This is a genomic window from Streptomyces sp. ISL-94, from assembly GCF_018614075.1.
Taxonomy (GTDB): domain Bacteria; phylum Actinomycetota; class Actinomycetes; order Streptomycetales; family Streptomycetaceae; genus Streptomyces.
Window position 1 is genome coordinate 1 of sequence record NZ_JAGGOZ010000147.1, and the last position, 21281, is coordinate 21281.

The 21281-nt window shown below is 73.6% G+C and carries 19 protein-coding genes; 9 read left to right on the plus strand and 10 right to left on the minus strand.

What is annotated here, in order from left to right:
- Nucleotides 1-79: 79 nt before the first annotated feature.
- The gene (locus tag J7E94_RS33830; RefSeq protein ID WP_308345644.1) at nucleotides 80-1585 is read right to left on the minus strand and encodes a hypothetical protein; all 1506 of its coding nucleotides are present in this window, start codon (nucleotides 1583-1585) and stop codon (nucleotides 80-82) included.
- A 165-nt stretch (nucleotides 1586-1750) separates the two neighbouring features.
- Between J7E94_RS33830 and J7E94_RS33835 the strand changes: the two genes are divergently transcribed.
- From J7E94_RS33835 to J7E94_RS33845, 3 genes are read left to right on the plus strand one after another with little or no spacing between them, the layout of a single operon-like run.
- The gene (locus J7E94_RS33835; protein ID WP_215020650.1) at nucleotides 1751-2545 is read left to right on the plus strand and encodes a LamB/YcsF family protein; all 795 of its coding nucleotides are present in this window, start codon (nucleotides 1751-1753) and stop codon (nucleotides 2543-2545) included.
- Nucleotides 2542-3159 (plus strand): allophanate hydrolase subunit 1, encoded by a 618-nt coding sequence (locus J7E94_RS33840; RefSeq protein ID WP_215020651.1) that lies wholly within the window; start codon nucleotides 2542-2544, stop codon nucleotides 3157-3159. Before J7E94_RS33835 ends, J7E94_RS33840 begins: the two co-directional genes overlap by 4 nt.
- A complete protein-coding gene (locus tag J7E94_RS33845; protein WP_215020652.1) occupies nucleotides 3156-4022 on the plus strand; it encodes a biotin-dependent carboxyltransferase family protein in 867 nt (288 codons plus the stop codon). The genes J7E94_RS33840 and J7E94_RS33845 overlap by 4 nt, the downstream gene beginning before the upstream one ends.
- Nucleotides 4023-4247: 225 nt before the next feature.
- Here the strand turns inward: J7E94_RS33845 and J7E94_RS33850 are convergent, their stop codons facing one another.
- Both J7E94_RS33850 and J7E94_RS33855 read right to left on the minus strand, forming a co-directional pair.
- Complete coding sequence (locus J7E94_RS33850; protein ID WP_215020653.1) at nucleotides 4248-5645, minus strand: HEAT repeat domain-containing protein; 1398 nt, start codon at nucleotides 5643-5645, stop codon at nucleotides 4248-4250.
- Nucleotides 5646-5977: 332 nt separating this feature from the next.
- Nucleotides 5978-6400 carry an ankyrin repeat domain-containing protein gene (locus tag J7E94_RS33855; RefSeq protein WP_215020654.1) on the minus strand — a complete coding sequence of 141 codons (423 nt, stop codon included), beginning with the start codon at nucleotides 6398-6400 and terminating at the stop codon, nucleotides 5978-5980.
- Nucleotides 6401-6703: 303 nt separating this feature from the next.
- Here J7E94_RS33855 and J7E94_RS33860 point away from each other — a divergent pair, with 303 nt between their 5' ends.
- Complete coding sequence (locus J7E94_RS33860) at nucleotides 6704-6898, plus strand: hypothetical protein (protein WP_215020655.1); 195 nt, start codon at nucleotides 6704-6706, stop codon at nucleotides 6896-6898.
- A gap of 72 nt (nucleotides 6899-6970) precedes the next feature.
- The gene (locus tag J7E94_RS33865) at nucleotides 6971-8605 is read left to right on the plus strand and encodes an ATP-binding protein (protein ID WP_215020656.1); all 1635 of its coding nucleotides are present in this window, start codon (nucleotides 6971-6973) and stop codon (nucleotides 8603-8605) included.
- 40 nt (nucleotides 8606-8645) lie between these two features.
- Here the strand turns inward: J7E94_RS33865 and J7E94_RS33870 are convergent, their stop codons facing one another.
- On the minus strand, nucleotides 8646-10148 hold the full coding sequence (locus tag J7E94_RS33870) for a PLP-dependent aminotransferase family protein (protein ID WP_215020657.1): 1503 nt from the start codon (nucleotides 10146-10148) through the stop codon (nucleotides 8646-8648).
- A gap of 283 nt (nucleotides 10149-10431) precedes the next feature.
- On the opposite strand from J7E94_RS33870, the gene J7E94_RS33875 reads away from it, so the two are divergent.
- From J7E94_RS33875 to J7E94_RS33885, 3 genes are all read left to right on the plus strand, one after another.
- Entirely contained in the window at nucleotides 10432-11181 is a 750-nt protein-coding gene (locus J7E94_RS33875) for a glycerophosphodiester phosphodiesterase family protein (protein ID WP_215020665.1), read from the plus strand.
- 68 nt (nucleotides 11182-11249) lie between these two features.
- Nucleotides 11250-12623, plus strand: coding sequence for an MFS transporter (locus J7E94_RS33880; protein WP_215020658.1), 1374 nt, complete (start codon nucleotides 11250-11252; stop codon nucleotides 12621-12623).
- A gap of 313 nt (nucleotides 12624-12936) precedes the next feature.
- Complete coding sequence (locus J7E94_RS33885) at nucleotides 12937-13311, plus strand: RNA polymerase-binding protein RbpA (RefSeq protein WP_007262928.1); 375 nt, start codon at nucleotides 12937-12939, stop codon at nucleotides 13309-13311.
- A 92-nt stretch (nucleotides 13312-13403) separates the two neighbouring features.
- Here the strand turns inward: J7E94_RS33885 and fxsA are convergent, their stop codons facing one another.
- The 4 genes from fxsA to J7E94_RS33905 all read right to left on the minus strand — a co-directional run bounded on the left by fxsA (nucleotide 13404) and on the right by J7E94_RS33905 (nucleotide 17716).
- Complete coding sequence (fxsA, locus tag J7E94_RS33890) at nucleotides 13404-13988, minus strand: FxsA family membrane protein (RefSeq protein ID WP_215020659.1); 585 nt, start codon at nucleotides 13986-13988, stop codon at nucleotides 13404-13406.
- A gap of 97 nt (nucleotides 13989-14085) precedes the next feature.
- On the minus strand, nucleotides 14086-14970 hold the full coding sequence (locus J7E94_RS33895; protein ID WP_215020660.1) for a polyprenol monophosphomannose synthase: 885 nt from the start codon (nucleotides 14968-14970) through the stop codon (nucleotides 14086-14088).
- Between the two features lie 329 nt (nucleotides 14971-15299).
- Complete coding sequence (locus tag J7E94_RS33900) at nucleotides 15300-16928, minus strand: amidohydrolase (RefSeq protein ID WP_215020661.1); 1629 nt, start codon at nucleotides 16926-16928, stop codon at nucleotides 15300-15302.
- Nucleotides 16929-17275: 347 nt separating this feature from the next.
- Nucleotides 17276-17716, minus strand: coding sequence for an Lrp/AsnC family transcriptional regulator (locus J7E94_RS33905; protein ID WP_215020666.1), 441 nt, complete (start codon nucleotides 17714-17716; stop codon nucleotides 17276-17278).
- 217 nt (nucleotides 17717-17933) lie between these two features.
- Here J7E94_RS33905 and J7E94_RS33910 point away from each other — a divergent pair, with 217 nt between their 5' ends.
- The gene (locus tag J7E94_RS33910; RefSeq protein WP_215020662.1) at nucleotides 17934-18398 is read left to right on the plus strand and encodes a hypothetical protein; all 465 of its coding nucleotides are present in this window, start codon (nucleotides 17934-17936) and stop codon (nucleotides 18396-18398) included.
- A gap of 38 nt (nucleotides 18399-18436) precedes the next feature.
- Here the strand turns inward: J7E94_RS33910 and J7E94_RS33915 are convergent, their stop codons facing one another.
- Nucleotides 18437-19528 (minus strand): phosphotransferase family protein, encoded by a 1092-nt coding sequence (locus J7E94_RS33915; protein ID WP_215020663.1) that lies wholly within the window; start codon nucleotides 19526-19528, stop codon nucleotides 18437-18439.
- Between the two features lie 49 nt (nucleotides 19529-19577).
- Nucleotides 19578-20711 (minus strand): hypothetical protein, encoded by a 1134-nt coding sequence (locus J7E94_RS33920; protein ID WP_215020664.1) that lies wholly within the window; start codon nucleotides 20709-20711, stop codon nucleotides 19578-19580.
- Nucleotides 20712-21281 lie beyond the last annotated feature (570 nt).

The following is a 21281-nucleotide window of genomic DNA, read 5'->3' on the forward strand; positions in this document are numbered from 1 at the left end:
GCGACCGGACCGGCGGGCGCGGCGGGCGCGACCGGCCCCGGCTCGCCCGCCCCGTTCCGCCCGGTCGGGGCCGCGATGGTCATGCCGCCTCCGCGCGGTCCGCGGCCATGCCGGCCGCGTCGAGGAGGGCGGTGCCGACGATCAGGTCGGCGCCTCCGAACTCCGGGTCGTCGAGCTGGGTGCCGTCGTCCACCGCGAAGAGCAGCCGCTCCTCGCCTTGGCGGTAGGCCGTGCCGACGGCCGGGCTCGCCGCGTGGACGGCCAGCAGGGCCACCAGGTACGGGAGGTCCGGGTCGCTGCGGCGGGCCTCCGCGAGCAGGCCGGACAGCCGGCGCGGGGCGTCGTGCGGGAGGTCCAGGAGCTCCATCGCAGCGGCGAGCTGTTGCTCGCTGAAGCGGCTGTCGTCCGGGGTGGCGATCAGGTCGGGCTCCGGCATCTCCACGCCGAGGTGCTCCCGCTCCACCGGCGGGGTGAGGAGTATGTCCACCAGGTCGGCGACGCGCACCGAGACGGGGGTGCGCAGGCCCGTGCCGGCCGCGAAGAAGGCGTCGGTGACCCGGCGGGCCTGGGCGACCGGCAGCGGCAGCAGGGGCGCCACGAGCTGCCCGTACAGGTCGATGCCCGAGCGCGGCGCGGGCGCGGCGAAGGCCTGGCGGTCCTGTTCGGCGCGGAAGAGCGGGCCGGCGTCCAGGAGCCGGGACTGGAGCTGGGTGTGTCGGCGGATGCAGTCCTTGACGATGTCGACCAGCTCGGCGGCGCGCCGCCTGCTCTCGGGCTCCTCCGCCTCGTCGCGCGCCTTGCGGATGTTCGTCAGGATCGCGTTCTCGTGCCGGTAGCGGTCGGCGACGTGGTCCAGGGCCTCCGCGATCATGTCGGGGACGGCCTGGAGCCAGTCCACCGCCCGGACGTTGCGCCGGGTCGCGTCCAGCGTCCGCCGCAGGGTCTCGGCGTACTGGACCGTGCGGTAGCGGGCCTGTTCCGCGGCGAGCTGGGCGTCCGCCAGCCGGCCCCGGCTGATCAGGACCTCCAGCTTCACCTCGGCCGCGATCTGCGCGCTGGTGACGTCCGTGTCGAGGGCGCCGACGAGCACGTTGACGGCCTCGTCCGTCGTCCGCAGGTACACCGCCCCGCCGTAGCCGGGGACCTCTTCGATCAGCTTGAAGTCGTAGTCGCGCCGGACGTACACGCCGTCCGGGCCGAACGTGCCGTAGATCGCGCGGAATCCGCGGTCCACGCTGCCGACGTTGATCAGGTTCTCCAGCACCCAGCGGGCCACCCGCTCGTGCTCGGCCGCGGGCCGGGCCGGTGCCTGGGCGGCGACGCGCGGCAGCAGCCGGGCCACTATCTGCTCGTGGTCGGCGCCGGTGTCGAAGTCCATGTTGAGCGTGACCAGGTCGATCGCGGCCAGCGCGACCTCCGCCATCGCGTAGACCCCGTACTCGCCCGCCAGGTTGGCCTTGCGTACGTCGAGGTCGTGCAGCGGGGCGGTGCAGGCGAGGGCGCGCAGCCGCCGGGCCAGGCCCTCGTCGGCGGCCGGGCCCGGCGCCGGGGACGGAAGGGTCTTCGCCGGGGCAGGGAGAGTCACGGGCAAAGACTAGGCGCTGACCCTCACAACATCCCAAACGGCATGGTTCGGCCGGATCGCCCTTCGTCGGCGCCGCCCTCTTGTCGCCGCCCTCTTGTCGCCGCCCTCTTGTCGCCGCCCTCTCGGCGCCGCCGCGGGCCGGGCGGCCTGCTCTACTCTCGCCGCATGGATTCCATGATCGCACCCACGCCGGTGATCGACCTCAACGCCGACCTGGGCGAGGGCTTCGGGCGCTGGACCCTCACCGACGACGAGGCGCTGCTGTCCGTGGTCACGAGCGCCAATGTCGCCTGCGGCTTCCACGCCGGTGACCCGTCCATCATGCGCCGGGTCTGCGAGCTGGCGGCCGAGCGCGGCGTTCGGATCGGCGCGCAGGTCTCCTACCGCGACCTGGCCGGCTTCGGGCGGCGCTCGATGGACGTGCCGGCCGGCGAGCTGGCGGACGAGGTGGCCTACCAGATCGGGGCGCTGGAGGTCTTCGCGCGCGCGGCCGGCTCCCGCGTGTCCTATGTGAAACCGCACGGCGCGCTGTACAACCGCACCGTGCACGACGCCGACCAGGCCGCCGCCGTCGTCGCGGGCGTCCGGCTGGCGGCCGGGGCCGGTGCCACGGGAGGCCTGCCGGTGCTCGGGCTGCCCGGGTCGCTGTTGCTCGCCGCCGCCGAGGCGGCCGGGCTGGCCGCCGTGGCGGAGGCCTTCGCCGACCGGGCCTACACGCCGGCCGGGACGCTGGTGCCGCGCGGCGAGCCTGGGGCGGTGGTGCACGACCCGGGCGCCGTGGTCGCGCGGGCGGTCGGGATGGCCGCGCGGGGCGAGGTGACGGCCGCCGACGGCTCCCGGGTGGCGGTCGCCCCGCGCTCGCTGTGCCTGCACGGGGACACCCCGGGCGCCGCGGATCTCGCCCGCAGGGTGCGGGAGGCGCTGGACGCCGGCGGGGTGTGGGTGGAGGCCTTCGCGTGAGGACCCTGGTCGTGGGCGGCGATGCGCTGCTCGTCGAGCTGGACTCGGCCGCCGAAGTGGCCGCGCTCCACGCAGAACTGCTGCGCCGCCGGGGCGCGGGCGAGCTCGGCGCCGTACGGGACCTCGTGCCCGCGGCCCGGACCGTGCTGCTCGACGGCGTACGGGACCCCGCCGCGCTCGGCGCCCGGATCGCGCGGTGGGAGGTGCCCCCGCTCGCGCAGACGCAGGGGCCGCTGGTGACCGTCCCGGTGCGCTACGACGGCCCGGACCTGGCCGAGGTGGCCCGGCTGTGGGGCATGGCCCCCGAAGAGGTCCCGGCCGTCGTGGGCGGCACCGTCTTCCGCGTGGCCTTCTGCGGGTTCGCCCCCGGCTTCGGCTACCTGACCGGGCTCCCGGAGCGCTTCCACCTCCCGCGGCGGGACACGCCCCGCGCGGCCGTCCCGGCGGGCTCGCTGGCGCTGGCCGGCGAGTACGCGGGGGTGTACCCGCGCTCCTCCCCCGGCGGCTGGCAGCTGATCGGGTCCACGGACGCGGTGCTCTGGGACCCGGAGCGGGAACCGGCGGCGCTGTTCGCGCCGGGGACACGGGTGCGGTTCACGCAGGCGGGCCGATGACAGGGCTGCTGGTGATCCGCCCGGGGGCGCTGACCACGGTCCAGGACCGCGGCCGCCCCGGATACGCGCACCTCGGGGTCCCCCGCTCGGGAGCCCTCGACTCGGCGGCGTACGCGCTGGGCAACCGGCTGCTGGGCAACGCCCCGGACGCCGCGGCACTGGAGACGACCCTGGACGGGGTGGGGCTGCGGCCCCTGGCCCCGGTCACCGTGGCGGTCACGGGCGCGCCCTGTTCCGTACGGGTGTCCGGCCGCGCGGTGGCCTGGGGAGCCGCTGTCAGGCTGTCGGCCGGTGCGGAGCTGGAGGTCGGCCGGGCGGAGTCGGGTCTGCGCAGCTACGTCGCGGTGCGGGGAGGCCTCGCCGTCCCGCCGGTCCTGGGCAGCCGCTCGACGGACCTGCTGTCGGGCCTGGGGCCGCCGGTGCTGTCGGCCGGGGCGCTGCTGCCGGTGGGCTCCGCCGGGCCGGATCCGGCCCCTGGGGCCGACGCCTGCGGCCTGCCGGGGGCGCCTTCGGAACTGCTGCTCCCGCTCCGCCCGGGCCCGCGGGCGGACTGGTTCACGGAGGCTTCGCTCGCCGGGCTGTGGCGTGCGGAGTTCCGGGTCTCGGCGATGTCCAACCGCATCGGCCTGCGCACGGAGGCGGGCACCCCGCTGGTCCGCCGCCGCCCGGGGGAACTGCCGAGCGAGGGCATGGTGCTGGGCGCGGTCCAGGTCCCGCCGGACGGCCTGCCGGTGGTGTTCCTGGCCGACCACCCGGTGACGGGCGGCTACCCGGTGGTCGGCGTGGTCCCGCCGGGCCCGGCCCTGGACGCGGCGGCGCAGGCCCGGCCGGGGATTGCGGTGAGGTTCGTCCGGTCCCGATGAAACGCCCGAGGGGGCTTCGGCCGAGTACTGGACGAGGGGGCCGACCGGGTCCCCCTGCGCAGGGGAGGAACCGGGTGCGCAGCCCACGACACGAGACCGGGCCACCGGATCTCACCACGCCCGTAGGTTCGTTCGGCTCCGTGGCACCACGCCGCACAGCACTCGGCCCGGCCCCCTCGCGTCAGGGGCCGGGCCGAGTGCGTGTCGGAGCGGGGGCCGGCGGGGCTACACGGCCGACTCCGGAGCGATCCGACTGCGGACGGCCGACTGGACGTCCTCCTCCTCCGCCGGATCGGCGGCCAGGCGGCGCAGGCGGGGTGCCACGCGTACGTCTGCGGTCTCCGCGTGGAGGGCGGCCACCTCGCGGGTGGTCTCCTCGCAGTCCCACAGGCATTCGACGGCGAAGCCCGCGGCGAACGAGGGATCGGTGGCGGCCAGGGCGCGCGCGGCCCGGCCGCGCAGGTGGGACGAGGCCGTCTCGCGGTAGATGTGGCGCAGCACCGGGGCGGCGCAGCCGATGGCGAGACGGCCCGCTCCGTCCACCAGGGCGTAGAGCCGGCGGGTGTCCGGGCCCTCGCCGCGGACGGTGGAGCGCAGGGCTCCCAGGACCAGGCCGGCGTCCTCGGCTGCGCCCCGGGAGGCCAGGGTGGCCGCGGCGGCCGCGCCCAGGACGTCGGGGCGGTGGATCCAGCGCCGGGCCCGTTCGACGGCCTCGGGGCCGCACATGCGCTCGTAGGCGGCCACGGCGGGCTCGTCGGCGGCGGCTTCGATGAGGTCCAGGACGGCCGGGTTCTCCGGTTCGGCGAGGACCAGGTGGTGCAGGGCGGTGGCGCGGGCCGCGTCACCGGAGGCGCCGGCCGCCGCCGCCAGGATGGCGGGGCGGTCCTCGGGCGCGGCCACGGCGGCGAGGCAGCGGGCGGCGGGCACGTGCAGCGGGGTGCCGCGGCGCAGGCCGTCGGCCGCCCAGTCGAAGACGGCCTGGACGCCCCAGCCAGGCCGGGGGCCGCTCGGCGTGAGCTGGCGCTGCCAGCGGTCGAAGGAGCCCTGCTGCCGGGCGGCGCGCAGGCGCTCCCCGTACACAGGCGACTCCTCCCACAAGCACCAGGGCCGGGGCTCGTACGCGTCGCGGACGGCGGCGGCCAGCCGCGCCTCGCCCTCCGCCGTGGCGGGGAAGCGGGCGATGACGGACACGCCCAGGGAGCGCAGCCCCTCGTCGTCGTCGCGCAGGGCGAGCTCGTCGAGGGCCCAGGCCCAGTTCGCGCCGGAGGCGGCGTACCGGCGCAGCAGCATGAGCGCGTCGTCACGGCCGTACGAGGCGAGGTGGCCCAGGACGGACAGGGCGAGGCCCGTGCGGTGGTCCTCGTCGTCGACGAGGTCGTCGGCGCTGAAGAGGTGGGCTTCGATCTCGCCGAGGGGGCCGTCGAGATCCAGGTACAGCCGGGCGTAGTACAAGGAGCGGTTCTCGACCTGCCAGTCCTGGCGCGGATCGCGGAGCACGCACTGGTTGAGGGCCTGGAGGGCCTCCGGCCTGGGTGCCGCGAGGGCGTGCAGCGTGCCGTCGCCGCGGCCCCGCTGGAGCAGCCCGAGCAGGGTGCCGCTCGGCGCTATGACTGGTTCGAACATGGGAATGGCCTCAAATCAAGCTGGGGACGCAACCGGGAATCGGGATTCACAGGGCCGCGTAACAGCATGTGAGGACGTCCGCCGTCATGTTCCGCTCGATGTAGACCATTGCCTTCTCACTCTCGTCGGTGCTCCGGGAGCCGGGCGGCCGGGCCGGGCGCGGACACCCGTCGTGTCCTGCCCGCTCCTGCCCGTCCGCCGTGCTCGCGAATCGAATCCGACGCCATGATGACCCAGCCGGTTTGTGCACCGCGACCACATTTACGGCCGCCGTGACCAACCTGTGAGGTCGGGAACCGGCCGCACACGGCCAGATCACAGGCAAAAACGGACTACTTGGCTCCGAAAAGTTCCAGCAGGTCGGCCTTGGCGAACATGCGCGCCGTGTCCACGGCGGAGGGGGTTCCGGCGTTCGGGTCGGCCCCTCCGTCGAGCAGGGCGCGGATGACGGCCTCCTCGCCCTTGAAGACGGCGCCGGCCAGCGGGGTCTGGCCGCGGTCGTTGGCGCGGTCGGCCTCGGCGCCGCGGGCCAGCAGGGCCGAGACGGTGGCGGCGTGGCCGTGGTAGGCGGCCAGCATGACCAGGGTGTCCCCGCGGTCGTTGGTGAGGTTCGCCGGGACCCCGGCGTCGAGGTACGCGGTGAGCGTCTCGGTCTCGCCCTGGCGGGCGAGGTCGAAGATCTTGGTGGCCAGTTCGATCACGTCCTCGTCGGGGACGCCCTGGGAACCGGAGCCGCCCTCGATGTGCTCACTCATGGTTCGTACCGCCTTTCACTCGCTGCTCGCATGGAGTTTCCCCAGGCCGTGCGGGCAGGGGGGTGCACGGCACTGCGTCCGTACGGGTGAATCGCCAGAGTAGCGCCCGGACCTGCACATGCCCGGGCCGGGCTGCGGCAATGATCACCCCTGGCCCCCTTCGGGCCTGACGCGCCAGTCAGGGTGAGCCGGTCAAGTGAAAAACTCCAGAATTCACCCGTATGCACCTTTTGTCGCATTGATACTTCCTGTGAGCCTGGAAGAACTGATGGTGACTGTCCCCACCTACCAGGAGAACCACTCATGGTCCTTTCCATCTCAGGTGTCGTCCTGCTCGGCATCATCTGCTTCCTGTTCTTCAAGAAGGACGGCATGAAGCTCTCGCACGCGTTCGTGTCCTCGCTCTTCGGCTTCTTCCTCGCCGGCTCCGCCATCGCCCCGAGCATCACGGCGAGCACGGCGAGCCTCGCGAGCCTGCTCGGCGGGATCAAGCTCTAGCCCGGCCGACGCGAGAGCCACACCCGGCCCCACCCGAAGTACCCGAAGCACCCACAACTCCAGGAGACGCCCGTGGCCCGGCGCCCACTCCCCCGCATCCTCAGCAGCGGCACCGCGTCGCTGGCACGGGGCCGCGACTTCGCTCGCACGGCCGCCGACAGCGCCACGGACGTCCTCCATCCGCTCCTCACCATCGGACGCGGCCTGCGCATCCTGGCCTCGGCCGGGCGGCGCAAATGGTCCGAAACACCCAAGGAGAAGCGTGGTCCCGCGCTGTTCCTGGGAGCCGCCTGCGTCCTCGTGGTCGCGCTCGTCCCCTACGGCCCGCCCCTCGCCCTGATCACCCTCATGGCGGCGGCGGCCTGGCAGGGACGCGACCGCACCCCGGTGAAGACCGGGCCCAGCGATGCCGAGACCGAACGGCTCGGCTCCCTCTACGAAGCCCTCGTGCCGTACTTCTCCATCCCGGAGGACCCGAACGCCCTCTTCGCCCACGGCGGGGACTGGGACAAGGCCTTCAGCGGCTACGAGTTCGACGAGGCGGGCCGCATCACCCGGCTCCACATCCGCTACCCGGCCTACTTCACCGATGGCGAGGCCGCCTCACGGGCCCGGATCGAGGCACTGCTGCACGCCAAGTCCGGGCGCGGACGGGAGTATCTCTTCGACTGGGACGAGGAGGGCAACCAGGTCGATCTGAGTGTGCTGGCGGCGCTGCCGACGGGCATCGCCGCCCAGCCTTTCGTCACCTCGCCCGGGGAGACCGTCCTCGGCTTCACCGACGCCGGCTGCGTGCAGCGCACCCTGCCCGTCCTGGAGGGCGACGAGCCCCGGGACGTGCCGCCGGTGATCTGGCGCACCGGGCCCCGCTCCACCGAGCCCCACCTGCTGGCCGTCGGCCAGCCCGGCAGCGGCACCTCGACCCTGCTGCGGTCCATCGCCCTCCAGGCCCTGAGGCACGGGGGCGACGTACTGATCGTCGAGGGCGGCGGCAGCGGCGAGTACTCCTGCCTGTCCGGCCGCAGCGGCGTCCTCGCCGTGGAATGCGGGCCCAGCGGGGCGCCGGCCACCCTGGAGTGGGCCGCGCAGGAGACCGAGCGGCGCCTCATCGCCACCCACCGGGCCCGTGAGGCCGGCCGCCCGGCGCCCGAGGACACCCGGCGCCCGCTGTGGATCCTGCTGGACCAGCCGACCGTGCTGGCGCACCTCGCGGTCGCCGAGGGCGGACCCGATCCGCTCGCCCAGCTGCAGGTGCCGTTGCGGCACGGGCGGCCCGCGCACATCACGGTGGTGGTGGCCGAGCAGTTCGACCACCTGGAACTGCTGAACGACGCCGTCTGGCAGCACACCCGGGCCCGGGTCGTCCTCGGGCCCGCCGCGATCCAGCAGATCACCGATGTACTGGGACTGCCGCCGCACACCACGCCGACGGCGCAGGTGCCGCCGGGGCGGGGGTACGCGCGGCTCGGCACGGGTCCGGTGCACCGGCTCCAGGTACCGGCCACCCCGGACCCTTACGACGACGCGACGCATCCCCGGTTCCGGCAGGCGGTGCTGGAGCTGCTGCCGGATCGGCTCGCGCCGGGCGCGGGCGGCGGCCAGGGCCAGGAACACGTCACGCCGGCCAAGCCGGTCCCGCCTGCCCAGGCGCAGGGTCCGGCCATCGACGCGCCGGAGATCCCGGAGGTGCCGGCGGAGGCGCCGTAACCCTGCCGGGGGGGCTTCCCGGGGCGGGGGCTGGTCTGCGTTACGCCACGAACGTGCGCGGGGGTTCCGAAGTGCTGCCGGCGGCGCCGGTGCCCACCAGGGCGGCCGCCGCGGCGAGGCGGGCGGCGGCTTCCTCGGCCACCGGGCCGCCCACCGTGAAGGGGAGGCGGACGTAGCCCTCGAAGGCCCCGTCCACCCCGAAGCGGGGGCCCGAGGGGACCCGTACGCCGACCCGCTCGCCCACCTCGGCCAGCCGGGAGCCGGAGAGTCCGCCCGCGCGGGCCCACAGGGTGAGCCCGCCCTTCGGGACCTCGAACTCCCAGTCCGGCAGCTGCCGGCGCACCGCCGCGACCAGCGCGTCGCGGTTCTCCCGGGCCTGGTCGCGGCGGATCCCGACGGCCTCCTGCCAGCCCCCGGTCCGCATCAGCCAGTTCACCGCGAGCTGTTCGAGCACCGGCGTGCCCAGGTCGGCGTAGGCGCGGGCGGCGACCAGGCTGCGGATGACGTCGGGGGCGGCGCGGACCCAGCCGATCCGCATGCCCGCCCAGAAGGCCTTGCTGGCGGAGCCCACGGTGATCACCGTGCTGCCGGCCGGGTCGAAGGAGCAGACCGGTCGGGGCATCTCCAGATCCGGGTCCAGCTGGAGCTCCAGCATGGTCTCGTCGGCGACGAGGACGGTACCGGCCGAGCGGGCGGCCGCGACCATCGCACGGCGCTGCTCCTCGGAGGCCAGGGCTCCGGTGGGGTTGTGGAAGTCGGCCACGACGTAGGCGAGGCGCGGGGCGGAGTCCCGCAGGACCTGGCGCCAGACGTCCATGTCCCAGCCCGCCAGGCCGTCGGCCATGGCCACGGGTACGAGGCGGGCTCCGGCGGCGCGCATGAGCTGGAGGATGTTGGCGTAGGACGGGGACTCGACGGCGATCCGCTCCCCGCGGCCCGCGAAGAGGCTGCAGATGGCGTCGATGGCGCCCATCGCGCCGGTGGTGACCATGATCTGCTCGGGCATCGTGGGGATGCCCTGCTCGGTGTAGCGGTCGGCGAGCATCCGGCGCAGCGCGGGCAGGCCGGCCGGGTAGTCCCCGTGGGTGTGCGCGTACGGGGGCAGTTCCTCCAGGGCGCCCTGGACCGCCTTGGTGAGCCACGGCTCGGGGGCCGGCAGGGCGGCGCAGCCCAGGTCGATCATGGAGCCCAGGGATTCCGGGGGCAGCGGCTCCAGGCCGCGGGCGGGGAGCGGGTTCCCCGCGGGTACGGAGGTCCAGCTGCCCGCGCCCCGGCGGGACTCCAGGAACCCCTCGCCGCGCAGGGCCTCGTAGGCGGCGGCGACGGTGGTGCGGCTGAGTGAGAGGGCGACGGCCAGCTCCCGCTCGGCGGGGAGCCGGGCGGCGACGGGGACGCGGCCTTCCAGGACGAGGAGGCGGATCCCGTCGGCGAGGGTGCGGTACGCGGGCAGCTTGCGGGAGCCGGGGGCTGCGACGCGGTCCTGCTGGGAGGTGATGAGGCGGGCCAGCTGTGCGGCACCGACCGCTGAGGTCCATTCGGCCATGGCGTCCGGTCCACCTTCATCGAATTGGCCTCGGCGAGGTGCGCCGGAGGCCTGGATTGGATTCATCTCTGGACACACAGACTGTCACGGCCCAGTCCAATCGCACCAGGGGGGTGTGGCCGGCTGCAGGTCTCCCGACCATGGCGCGGCAGCGCACGGCGGCACATGCGACCACGCGGGAACGCGGGATCGGGCGGTGTCCCCGTCCGCCGTTCACCCTGCCGGCCACTACCTCACCGCGGCGCGAGGGATACTGCCGCCGTGACGCACGTACGCCTTCGCCATCCGTAACCTGGACCACCCGGCTCCGATCCCCTTCGCACACCGGGGAGGCGCCGCGGACGGACTGGAGAACACCGCCGCCGCCTTCCGCCGGGCCGCCGGGGCCGGCTACCGGTACTTCGAGACCGATGTGCACGCCTCGGCCGACGGGAAGCTCGTCGCCTTCCACGACTCCACGCTCGACCGGGTGACCGACGCGCGGGGCCGGATCGCCGAGCTGCCCTGGAAGCGGATCCGCGAGGCCCGGGTGGGCGGCACCGAGCCCCTCGCCCTCTTCGAGGAGCTGCTGGAGGAGTTCCCGGACGCCCGCTGGAACGTCGACATCAAGGCCGAGTCGGCGCTCCACCCCCTGGTCAATCTGATCGCCCGGGCCGGGGTCTGGGACCGCGTCTGCGTGGGCTCCTTCTCCGAGAGCCGGGTGGGCCGGGCACAGAAGATCGCCGGGCCCCGCCTGGCGACCTCGTACGGGGTGCGCGGGGTGCTCGGCCTGCGGCTGCGCTCGTACGCGATCCCCGCCGCGCTGCGCGTGGGGGCGGTGGCGGCCCAGGTTCCGGAGACCCAGTCGGGCATCCGCGTGGTCGACCGGCGCTTCGTGCGGACCGCGCACGAGCGGGGTCTCCAGGTGCACGTCTGGACCGTGAACGAACCGGAACGTATGGAGGCTCTCCTCGACCTGGGTGTCGATGGCATCATGACCGACCGGATCGACATCTTGCGCACGGTGCTGGACCGTCGCGGGGCCTGGGCCTGACATGCCCGCACCGGCCGCCGCACGGCTGCGGCGGCCCGTGCGGTACGGGGACAGGCGAGGGGGCACCGATGAGTGCGCAGACGACGGACGAAGCGGAACCGGGGGCTGAGGACGGCAGAGCCGCGGCGGCCGCGCGCAAGCGAGAGCAGCGGGGCTGGTACTTCTACGACTTCGCCGTCTCGGTGTACTCGGCGAGCGTGCTCACCGTGTTCCTCGGCCCCTACCTCACCTCGGTGGCCAAGGCCGCCGCCGACGCCGAGGGCTTCGTGCACCCGCTCGGCATCCCCGTGCGGGCGGGTTCCTTCTTCGCGTACTCGGTGTCGGCCTCGGTGATCCTGGCCGTGCTGCTCATGCCGCTCGTGGGGGCGGTCGCGGACCGGACCGGGCGCAAGAAGCCGATGCTCGCGGCGGCGGCGTACACGGGGGCCGCGGCAACGGCGGGGATGTTCTTCCTGGGCGGTGAGCGCTACCTGCTGGGCGGGCTGCTGCTGATCGTGGCGAATGCCGCGCTGTCCGTCTCGATGGTGCTCTACAACGCCTATCTGCCGCAGATCTCCACACCGGACGAGCGGGACACCGTGTCCTCGCGGGGCTGGGCCTTCGGATACACCGCGGGCTCCCTGATGCTCGTGGCCAACCTGGTGCTCTACATGGGCCACGACTCCTTCGGCCTCTCCGAGGGCGCGGCCGTGCGGATCTGCCTCGCCTCGGCGGGCCTGTGGTGGGGGGCCTTCGCGCTGATCCCGCTGCGCCGGCTGCGGGACCGGGCCGCGGTCCGGGAGCCGGGGGCGGGTCCGGCCGTCAGCGGCTGGAAGCAGCTCGTCGCCACGCTGAAAGACATGCGGCGCTACCCGCTGACCCTGTCGTTCCTGCTGGCGTACCTGATCTACAACGACGGCGTGCAGACGGTGATCTCCCAGGCCTCCATCTACGGGTCGGAGGAGCTGGAGCTCGAGCAGTCCACCCTGATCGGGGCCGTCCTGCTGGTGCAGGTCCTGGCGGTGGCGGGAGCGCTGGGGATGGGCCGGCTGGCCCGGATCTACGGCGCGAAGCGGACCATTCTGGGCTCGCTGGCCGCCTGGGGGCTGACACTGGCGGCCGGATACTTCCTGCCGGCCCGCACCCCGGTGTGGTTCTTCGCACTCGCCTCGATGATCGGGCTGGTGCTGGGCGGCAGCCAGGCGCTGTCGCGCTCCCTGTTCTCGCACCTGGTGCCGGCGGGCAAGGAGGCCGAGTACTTCTCGGCGTACGAGATGAGCGACCGCGGGCTGAGCTGGGTGGGGCCGCTGGTGTTCGGCCTGACGTACCAGCTCACGGGCAGCTACCGGGACGCGATCATCTCGCTGGTGGTCTTCTTCGCACTGGGTTTCGTGCTGCTGGCGCGAGTGCCGGTGCGGCGCGCGGTGGAGGCGGCAGGCAATCCTGTACCCGAGCGGATCTGAGAGCGGATCCGGGAGCGCGCCCGGCCCGGATCTGCGAACGAATTCCGAACGAATTTAGACGTTGAAGCAAAGGGCCGGTAGTGTACGCCTTTGGCCTGCCAGGCGGACCGTTACTGCGCGCGTAAGAAGTGTAGACGTTGGGTCACATCTGCTGCCAGATGTGACAAAACGGGCATTGGTGGGTACAACAAGGGGCGGCACGACGGGCGACGCATGACCCGGAGCGGGAATCTATACCGCCGACCGGACGTTGACCGGATGACGACGACAGCGACACCTGTCCTGTGGGCGACAAGCCCGGGAGGCACGATTCATGAGTGAGCGAGCTCTCCGCGGTACGCGCCTCGTGGTTACCAGCTACGAGACGGACCGCGGCATCGATCTGGCCCCGCGCCAGGCGGTGGAGTACGCATGCCAGAACGGACATCGATTTGAGATGCCGTTCTCGGTTGAGGCAGAAATTCCGCCGGAGTGGGAGTGCAAGGCGTGCGGCGCCATGGCACTCCTGGTGGACGGGGACGGGCCCGAAGAGAAGAAGGGCAAGCCTGCGCGAACGCACTGGGACATGCTCATGGAGCGACGCACCCGCGAGGAGCTGGAGGAAGTGCTGGCCGAGAGGCTGGCGGTCCTTCGTTCCGGCGCCATGAACATTGCCGTGCATCCGCGGGACAGCCGCAAGTCCGCCTGACAGCCGGACGCAGATACAAGCCGAGGGGCCCCGCCACAGTGTGGCGGGGCCCCTCGGCTTGCTTGCCCGCTGCCGGAACGCACGTGGTGGGGCTACGGGGCCAGCGGCGGGCGGTAGGCCGTGTCCGGGCCCTGCGGACCCTGCGGCCGGTCCTCGCGGATGACCTCGCCCTGGACGACCTTGCCGTCGGGGTAGCGGATACGGGCCTGCTGGAAGGCGTCGCCGAAGGTGCCGGCGGAAGCCGAGGCCACCTTGCGCTCCAGCGAGCGGCCCGCACGGCGGCCGATCCAGGCACGGACCGGCGGGAGCAGGCAGAACAGGCCGACCGCGTCGGAGATCAGCCCCGGCATGATCAGGAGCAGGCCCGCCAGCATGGTGAGCCCGTTGCCCTGGCCCTGGCCGGGCTGCTGCGGGGTGGGCGGAACGCCCCGCTGGGCTTGGTGGAAGGTGTCCGTCAGGTTCTTGAAGGCACGTCGCCCGGCCCGCTTGATGACCGCCACGCCCAAGATCATCCCGCCCGCCAGCAGCGCGGCCACGGTGAGACCGCCGGCCGCGCCGGCGACCAGGCTGAGCAGCCAGATCTCCAGGATCAGCCAGGCGGCGACCGCCAGGGGGAGGAAGGTGCGGGCGGGCGAGCGCCGTCGGGGAGCCATCGAGGTGGGAACGCCGGTCGTCATGCTCCCCAGTGTGCCTGGACCGGCGTAAAAGCGGCCTCAGCCGGAGGTAGCGGGCAACCCCTGGGGGAGCGCGGCAGTCTGGCCGGTGCTGCGGCGGTCAGGCCTTGCGGTCGTCCTTGCCGCCGCCCTTGCTGTCACCCTTGCTGTCACCCTTGCTGTCACCCTTGCTGTCACCCTTGCTGTCACCCTTGCTGTCACCCTTGCTGTCACCCTTGCTGTCACCCTTGCCCGGGAGCAGTTTGGCGGCCTGGGCCTTGAGGCCCCACTGGGTGACCCGCCACAGGGCCTCCACCACGATGTCCTTGCTCATCTTGCTGTCGCCGAACTCGCGCTCGACGAAGGTGATGGGCACCTCCACCACCCGGAAGCCCTTCTGCACCGCCCTGCGGGCCAGGTCGACCTGGAAGCAGTAGCCCGCGGAGGCCACCTCGTCCAGGCCCAGGCCCTCCAGGGTCTCGCGGCGGAAGGCCCGGTAGCCGCCCGTCACGTCGCGGATCGGGACGTCCAGCATCAGCCGGGAGTACGTCGAACCGCCGCGCGAGAGGATCTCCCGGCTCTTGGGCCAGTTGACCACCCGGCCGCCCGGCACCCAGCGGGAGCCCAGCACCAGGTCGGCGCCGGCCAGCGCGGTGAGCAGACGGGGCAGCTCCTCCGGCTGGTGGGAACCGTCGGCGTCCATCTCGACGATCACGCCGTAGCCGGCCTCCAGGGCCCACACGAAGCCCGCCAGATAGGCGGCGCCGAGCCCCTCCTTGCCCTTGCGGTGCAGGACGTGCACGTGGTCGTCGCCGACCGCCAGCTCGTCGGCGAGCTTGCCGGTGCCGTCGGGGCTGTTGTCGTCCGCGATCAGGACGTGGGCCTCCGGCACCGCCGCGCGGACGCGGCCGACGATCAGCCCGATGTTCTCCGCCTCGTTGTAGGTCGGAATGATCACCAGGGCAGTTCCGAGCGGTCCGTAGGTCCGCTGTCCGCCGTCGCTCACTGAGTCCCCTTTTGTGCTTTTGCACGTCCCGTACGTCTGGTCGCAGAGAACGACTCTAGAACAGTGGCCGGGGCCCGCGGTCCTTCGGGCCGATCGGACTCCCGCTGGCTGCGGGCCGCCACGACCGTTGTCTACTGGACCGCCGGGCCCCGACCCGGGGCCACCCTCCCCCGGCTACCGCTGGGGGTGCCCCCACCGGCGAAACCTTCCCTCGCCCCCGAGGCGCGGGCGCGCTGAGCAGACGGATCCGTCCGGCACGGACGTCCTGTGGTGGACCCGGCCGAACCTATCCGGGTCCGGGCGCCCGCACCGAACCGAGGCCCGCCGGATCACCCCTGTGGGCGTACGAATACCTCCCGCCCGCCGACGACAGTGGCGAGGCACACCGGCAGCTCTGCGCCGGGGGTCAGGTCCGGCAGCCCGGGAGTGCCCGAGCGGGGATCCGTCGACCAGCGCGCGACCCGGTCGTCGGGGGCCTGGACCACCAGTTCGGCGGTCTGCCAGAGCGCGTAGTCGGCCGGGGCGCCCGGGACGAGGACCCCCGCGTCGTCGCGGCCCAGCGCCCGCCAGCCGCCCCGGGTGTGGGCGGTGAAGGCGGCCCGTACGGAGATGCGGTGCTCGGGCGTCCGGTGGAAGGCGGCCGCTCGGACGGTGCCCCACGGGTCGAGGGGGGTGACGGGCGCGTCCGAGCCGAAGGCCAGCGGGACGCCGGCCTTCAGCATGGCCGCGTACGGGTTGAGGGTGCGGGCGCGCTCGGCGCCGAGCCGGTCGGCGTACATGCCGTCCGCGCCGCCCCAGGCCGCGTCGAAGGCGGGTTGCACGGAGGCGGTCAGGCCCAGCTCCGCGAAGGCGGCGATGGTGGCCGGGGTCATCATCTCGGCGTGCTCGACCCGGTGCCGGGCGGCGCGGACGCGCGCCAGGCCGACCCTCTCGGCGGCGGCCCGGACCCCGTCCACGACGACGGCGATCGCGGCGTCCCCGATGGCGTGGAAGCCGGCCTGGAGGCCCGCCTCGGTACAGGCGGCCACGTGTTCGGCGACGGCCCGGGCGTCGAGGTAGCCCGTTCCGGTGTGCGGGGCGTCCGCGTACGGGGCGTGCAGGCAGGCGGTGTGCGAACCGAGGGCGCCGTCGACGAAGAGGTCACCGGCGGCTCCCACGGCCCCGAGGGCCTTGGCCTGGTCGAGGTCCCGGTCGGCCCAGTAGCCGAAGACGCGCGGTCCCGGCCGCTCGGCGGCCAGGTCGAGCAGGGCCGTGAAGTCCTCGGCGGAGGAGATGTCGGGCCCGCCGCACTCGTGTACGGAGCCGATGCCGAGGGAGGCGGCCCGGTCGAGGGCGGCCCGCTGGGCCTCGGACCGCTGCGCGGGCGTGACGGCGGCGAGGGCGGCCCGCCGTACCGCGTGGTGGTCGTCGCGGGTCAGCGGCTCGTCGCCGTCGGGCCGTACTCCGGGGACGAGCGCGAGCAGGGCGGTGGTGGCCACGGCCGAGTGCACGTCGATGCGGCTGAGGTAGAGCGGGCGGCCGGCGGCGGCCTCGTCCAGCTCGGCGCGGCGCGGGGCGCGGCGCTCGGGCCAGCGGGCGGCGTCCCAGCCGTGCCCGAGGAGCACCCGGTCGGCGGGACGGCTCGCGGCGTACGCGCGTACGAGGTCCAGCGCGGCGGCGAGGGACCGGGCTCCGGTCAAATCCAGCCCGGTGAGGGCCAGACCGGCGGAGGTGGTGTGGACGTGGGCGTCGGTGAAGGCGGGCGTGACGAGCGCCCCGTCGAGGTCGACGACCTCGTCCACGCCCTGCGCGAAGGCGTCGGCCGCACCCTCGGAGCCGACCCACGCGATGCGGCCGCGCTCGACCACCATCGCGGTGGCGAAGGGGTCTGCGGGGCTGTGGACCTCGCCGCCGCGGAGGAGGACGGTGCGGGGGGGTGCTCCGGCGGCGTCGGCGGAGTGGGCGGTGCGGTCAGTCATGGGGAACAGTCTCGCCCCTCGGCCGGCTGCGGCCGGACGCGGGTGCGGGTGGGCCCTGCGGCGGCCCTTCCCGCTGCGCCGGTCCGGCGGAGAGTCCCGGACCCCGCGCCTCAATCGCCGGCGCGGCTCGACAACCTGGGACTCCGCCCCAGACCCCGCTCCTCCCCGAGAGCTACCTCGCCGGAGTCCACCTCCGCGCCGCGACGATCTGGATCGCCAGCCTCCTGACAACCCATTGATCACAACCGAGAACAGGCCCTAGGTGGGCCCGGCGCGGCCTGGGTGGGCCCGGCGAGGCCAGGCTGGGTGGGCCCGGTGTGCCCTGCAGGGCTGATGCCGGGTGCGTCCTAGATACGGGGCGGGCGGGCCTCGTACGGGGTGGAGAGGACCACCGTCGTGCGGGTCGCGACGTGCGCGAGGGCGCGGAGTCGGCCGAGGAGGTCTTCCAGTTCCAGCGGGGTGGCCACGCGGACCTTGAGGATGTAGTTCTCGTCGCCCGCGACGCTGTGGCAGGCCTCGATCTCGGGGACGCCGGCCAGCCGGTCGGCGATGTCGTCCGGGGCGCTCGGGTCGAACGGCTTGACCGAGATGAAGGCCGTCAGCGGAAGGCCGACGGCCTCGGGGTCGACCACGGCCGCGTAGCCGCGGATCACACCGCGCTGTTCCAGCCGGCGTACTCGCTGGTGGACTGCCGATGTGGACAGCCCCGTGGCCTTGCCCAGATCCGTGTAGCTCATCCGCCCGTCCCGCACGAGCAGATCCACGATCTGGCGGTCCAGCTCCTCCATTGCGCTCATAGCCGCACAACCTAAGGCCCAAGGGCGCTCCAGGCCCAGTGCTGTCCACCCACTGGTGACATCTGCGGCGGGCATGTGACCAAGGCCACAGGGGTATGGAGGCGTACGGAGGGCTGTTGTGGTTACTCGTGCCGCGCGACGGGAAGTGCTTGGTGTGGCCGAGGCCGAAGAACCTGCCCGCCCGGCCCACCCAAGGGGGAGTACATCCATGCCGAACACCAAGCGCGCCGGTCGCACCGAACCGGAGCCCCTGGAACTTCTCGATTCCGGGGACGACGATTACCCCGGAGATCCGGAATACCTCGACGACGGCGAGGGCTTCGAGATCCACCACGCCATCTGCCCCGACTGCGGCCAGTCGATCGCGCTCGTCGCCGACGAGGAGTACCTGCCGCAGCACGCGCTCTGCCTGACCCCGTGGAACCCCTTCGGGCTCACGGTGTGCGCGGGTACCGGGCGGCCCGCCACCGACGCGCTGGCGACCGTCGGGATGATCCAGCCGGCGGAGGCGCAGGAGCTGGAGCCCGTGGTGCACCTGAGCCTGCCCCAGGGGCTGGACTGGCGGACGCAGCCCTTCTCGCACGTCGGCGGTCCGGGCTCGCGTCCGGTCCGCACGGTGAGCCCCGTGCCGCCGCAGACGCGGCAGCAGCAACAGCACGCACAGGCCGCCTGACGGGTCGTCAAAACCAGGCAGCAACGCCTCTTCTGTAGCTACCAGTACGTTCCCTGCACCATGGCGGCCAGGCTGGCATGGTGCAGGATCAGGCTGTCCGGATCCGCCGGGATCTCGACCTCGCCGAAGTGCGCCTGCCGGTAGGCGATGCGCAGCATCACGATCCCGTGCCGCAGGGCGGCGTACAGGGTGTGGAACTCCATGTCCCGCGGCGTGTGGCCGGTCAGTTCGGCGTACCGGCGCTCCAGGTCCTCGCGGCGCAGGAAGTCCGGCAGGCCGGGCTGGCCGAAGCTCACGGTGAGGTCCTGGAAGAACCGGTGCAGGTAGACCGCCCAGCCCAGGTCCACCTCGCGCGGGGCGTACGCCGCCATCTCCCAGTCGAGGACGGCCACCGGCGTGAAGCCGTCGTAGATGACGTTTCCGATGCGGGCGTCACCCCAGTTGAGGACCGCCTGCCCCTCGTCCGCCGGCCACAGCTCCTCCAGGCGGTCGAAGGCCCGCTCGATGAGAGGGGACGGGGCCAGTCCGGCAACCACCCAGGAGTAGTAGGTGCGTTGGGCGTCCACGTGCCGGCGCAAGGGACTGCCCTCGCCCTCGGGAAGCAGGAACTCCGCCTCCTTGCCGGGGAACTGGTCGTGCAGACGGGCCAGCAGGGAGATGCTCGCCTCCTGCAGTGCGGCGCGCTCGGCGTCAGTGGCGGCGTGCAGCCAGTTGCCCTCGTAGGTGTAGGGCATGACATCGGGCGGCACCCGGCCCTCGGCGCGGGCCATCACGAAGAAGGGCGCGCCGAGCGGCTCCGGGTCCTCCTCCAGCCACTGCACGCGCGGGACGGGCAGGTCCGTGTGCTGTGCGACCAGGCTCATCACACGGTGCTGGCGCGGCATGTCGTACGCCGGGAAGACGGTGTAGGCGGCCGGATCGGCGGCGAGCCGCAGCGCGCAGGCGCGGATCGGGGCGTCGGGGTGCTCTATGTGGAAGAGCAAGGTCTCGCTGGACATGCCGTTGGACCCGGGGACGGACACGTTGGTGACCGTTGCGCCGGGGAGCCTGGTGTCCAGCCAGGCGGCGAGGCGCCGGCCGAGCTCTTCGGGCTCGCGGGTGGAGGTGCGCGGACGTGGTGCGGTGGCCATGGATGCCCCTTTCCTACGGGAACTGCGTGCTGGGACCGAGCGGCCTGGCCTAGGGGGCGACGGAGGAGTAGTCGGCGAAGCCACTCGGGTCGTGCCGGCCGAAGCTGCCGTGTTCGAAGATGCCGTGGCCGGTCTGCCCGTCGAGGGTGAAGCGGGCCGAGTGGTCCGTGACCCCGAAGGCCGCCATGGGGTGGGCGGCGGGGTCGGAGAGGTCGTAGACGCGGCGGTCGGTCCAGCCGCGCCCCTGCCAGGTGCCGTGCTGCCAGTCGGCGGCGGGCGGGTACCCGGCGCCGACGGCGAGGGGGGAGGAGCCCAGGATCTGCACGCCGAGTTCGAGGGGCTTGCGCGCCGGGTCGGTGAGGTGGACGACGGCGGTCTCCGGGTGCCGGGTGCCGGGCCGGTAGCGGATCTCGGTCTGCGGCCAGCCGAGCTGGACGTCGTGGCGGCCGCTTCCCTCGGGGAAGACCTGGACGGCCTCGCTCAGGGTGCGGTGGCCGTCGGCATCCTCCTGGGCGATGACCATGAGGAACCGGTCCGCGAAGCGGACGGGGATCCAGAGCCAGTGGAAGCCCTCGGGACGGTACTCCTCGGCGGCCCGGCCGCCGTCCTCACCGGGGATCGGCCGCACGCCCCAACTCCGGTCGCGGGTGCCGGTCCACTCCCCCGGTGTGAGGGTGAACTCCTCACCCTTGGCGCGGATGGTGCCGGTGACCTGGCCGGCCTGCACGAACCGGCGGCCCTCCAGCATGAGGCGGTCGCCGCGCCGCTGGATGTGGTGGGGCTCCCACACGGCCGGGAACTCGGCGGTCCAGGTGACGTCGTACGAGAGCCCGTCCGGGTCGTCGGGGTCGGCGGCGCAGCGCAGGGTGAGCTGCCGCAGGGGGGCGTCGACGGTGATGGAGAGGGGGCCGACGGAAAGGTTCATGCGGTCGTCGGAGAGGGCGTCGGAGGCGCGGACGGCGAGCAGTTCGTCGCCGATGCGCAGGGTGGCGTAGGCGTCTATGACCCCGGCGTTGGGGTAGACCCCGAGGCCGAGGATGAGGACGGCACGGCCCGCGTGGTCGAAGACGTGGAAGATGCAGCGGTCGTAGGCGTTACGGTCGCCGCTGACGAGGTGCTTCATCGACAGGGGGGCCTGGTGGATGGGGTACTCGTCAAGGCCGATGGGCCGGTCGGCGGACATGGCGAACCTCCTGGACGCGGGGGCACGGGACGCGAGCGGGCGCGGGCGCGTGGCCGGGTGACGGGCGGGTGCGAACGCGAGCGCGGGCGCCCGGGCTGAGCCGGGGGCGGCTCGGGCGGATATGACGGTACGTCAGGAACTGGGCCCGGGCCAGGGTTCGACCAGGGTTCTGGCACGACCTGACAGGGCGGCAGGACGCGTCGGGGTGGGGGGCGCCGCTCGGGCGGGGCCGTGGCCCCCTCTCACCACCACCCTGGATCGGCGGCTGCCCACCCACCGCGCGCGGGGGCGCGGTGGGTGGGGTCGCCGCGTAGGCGGGGTCGGGGGCGGCGGCGCTTCGCTCGGGCGAGCAGGCCTGGCGTCGGGTCCGGAGGCGACGGCGCCCCCGGCCCGGAATCTGATGGATAGGGCCCGGGCTTGGGTCTGCCTGATGCCCGCGCCCGGCGCCGCCCGGCCTGGGTGGTGGGCCTTGGCCGGCCTAGGGGAGCGGGCAGTCGGCTCCCTGACGGGCCCGTGTGTATGTCTCTGACCCGTGAGCGTTCTTTTGGGGGCTTCCCGTCGGTCTTCGGA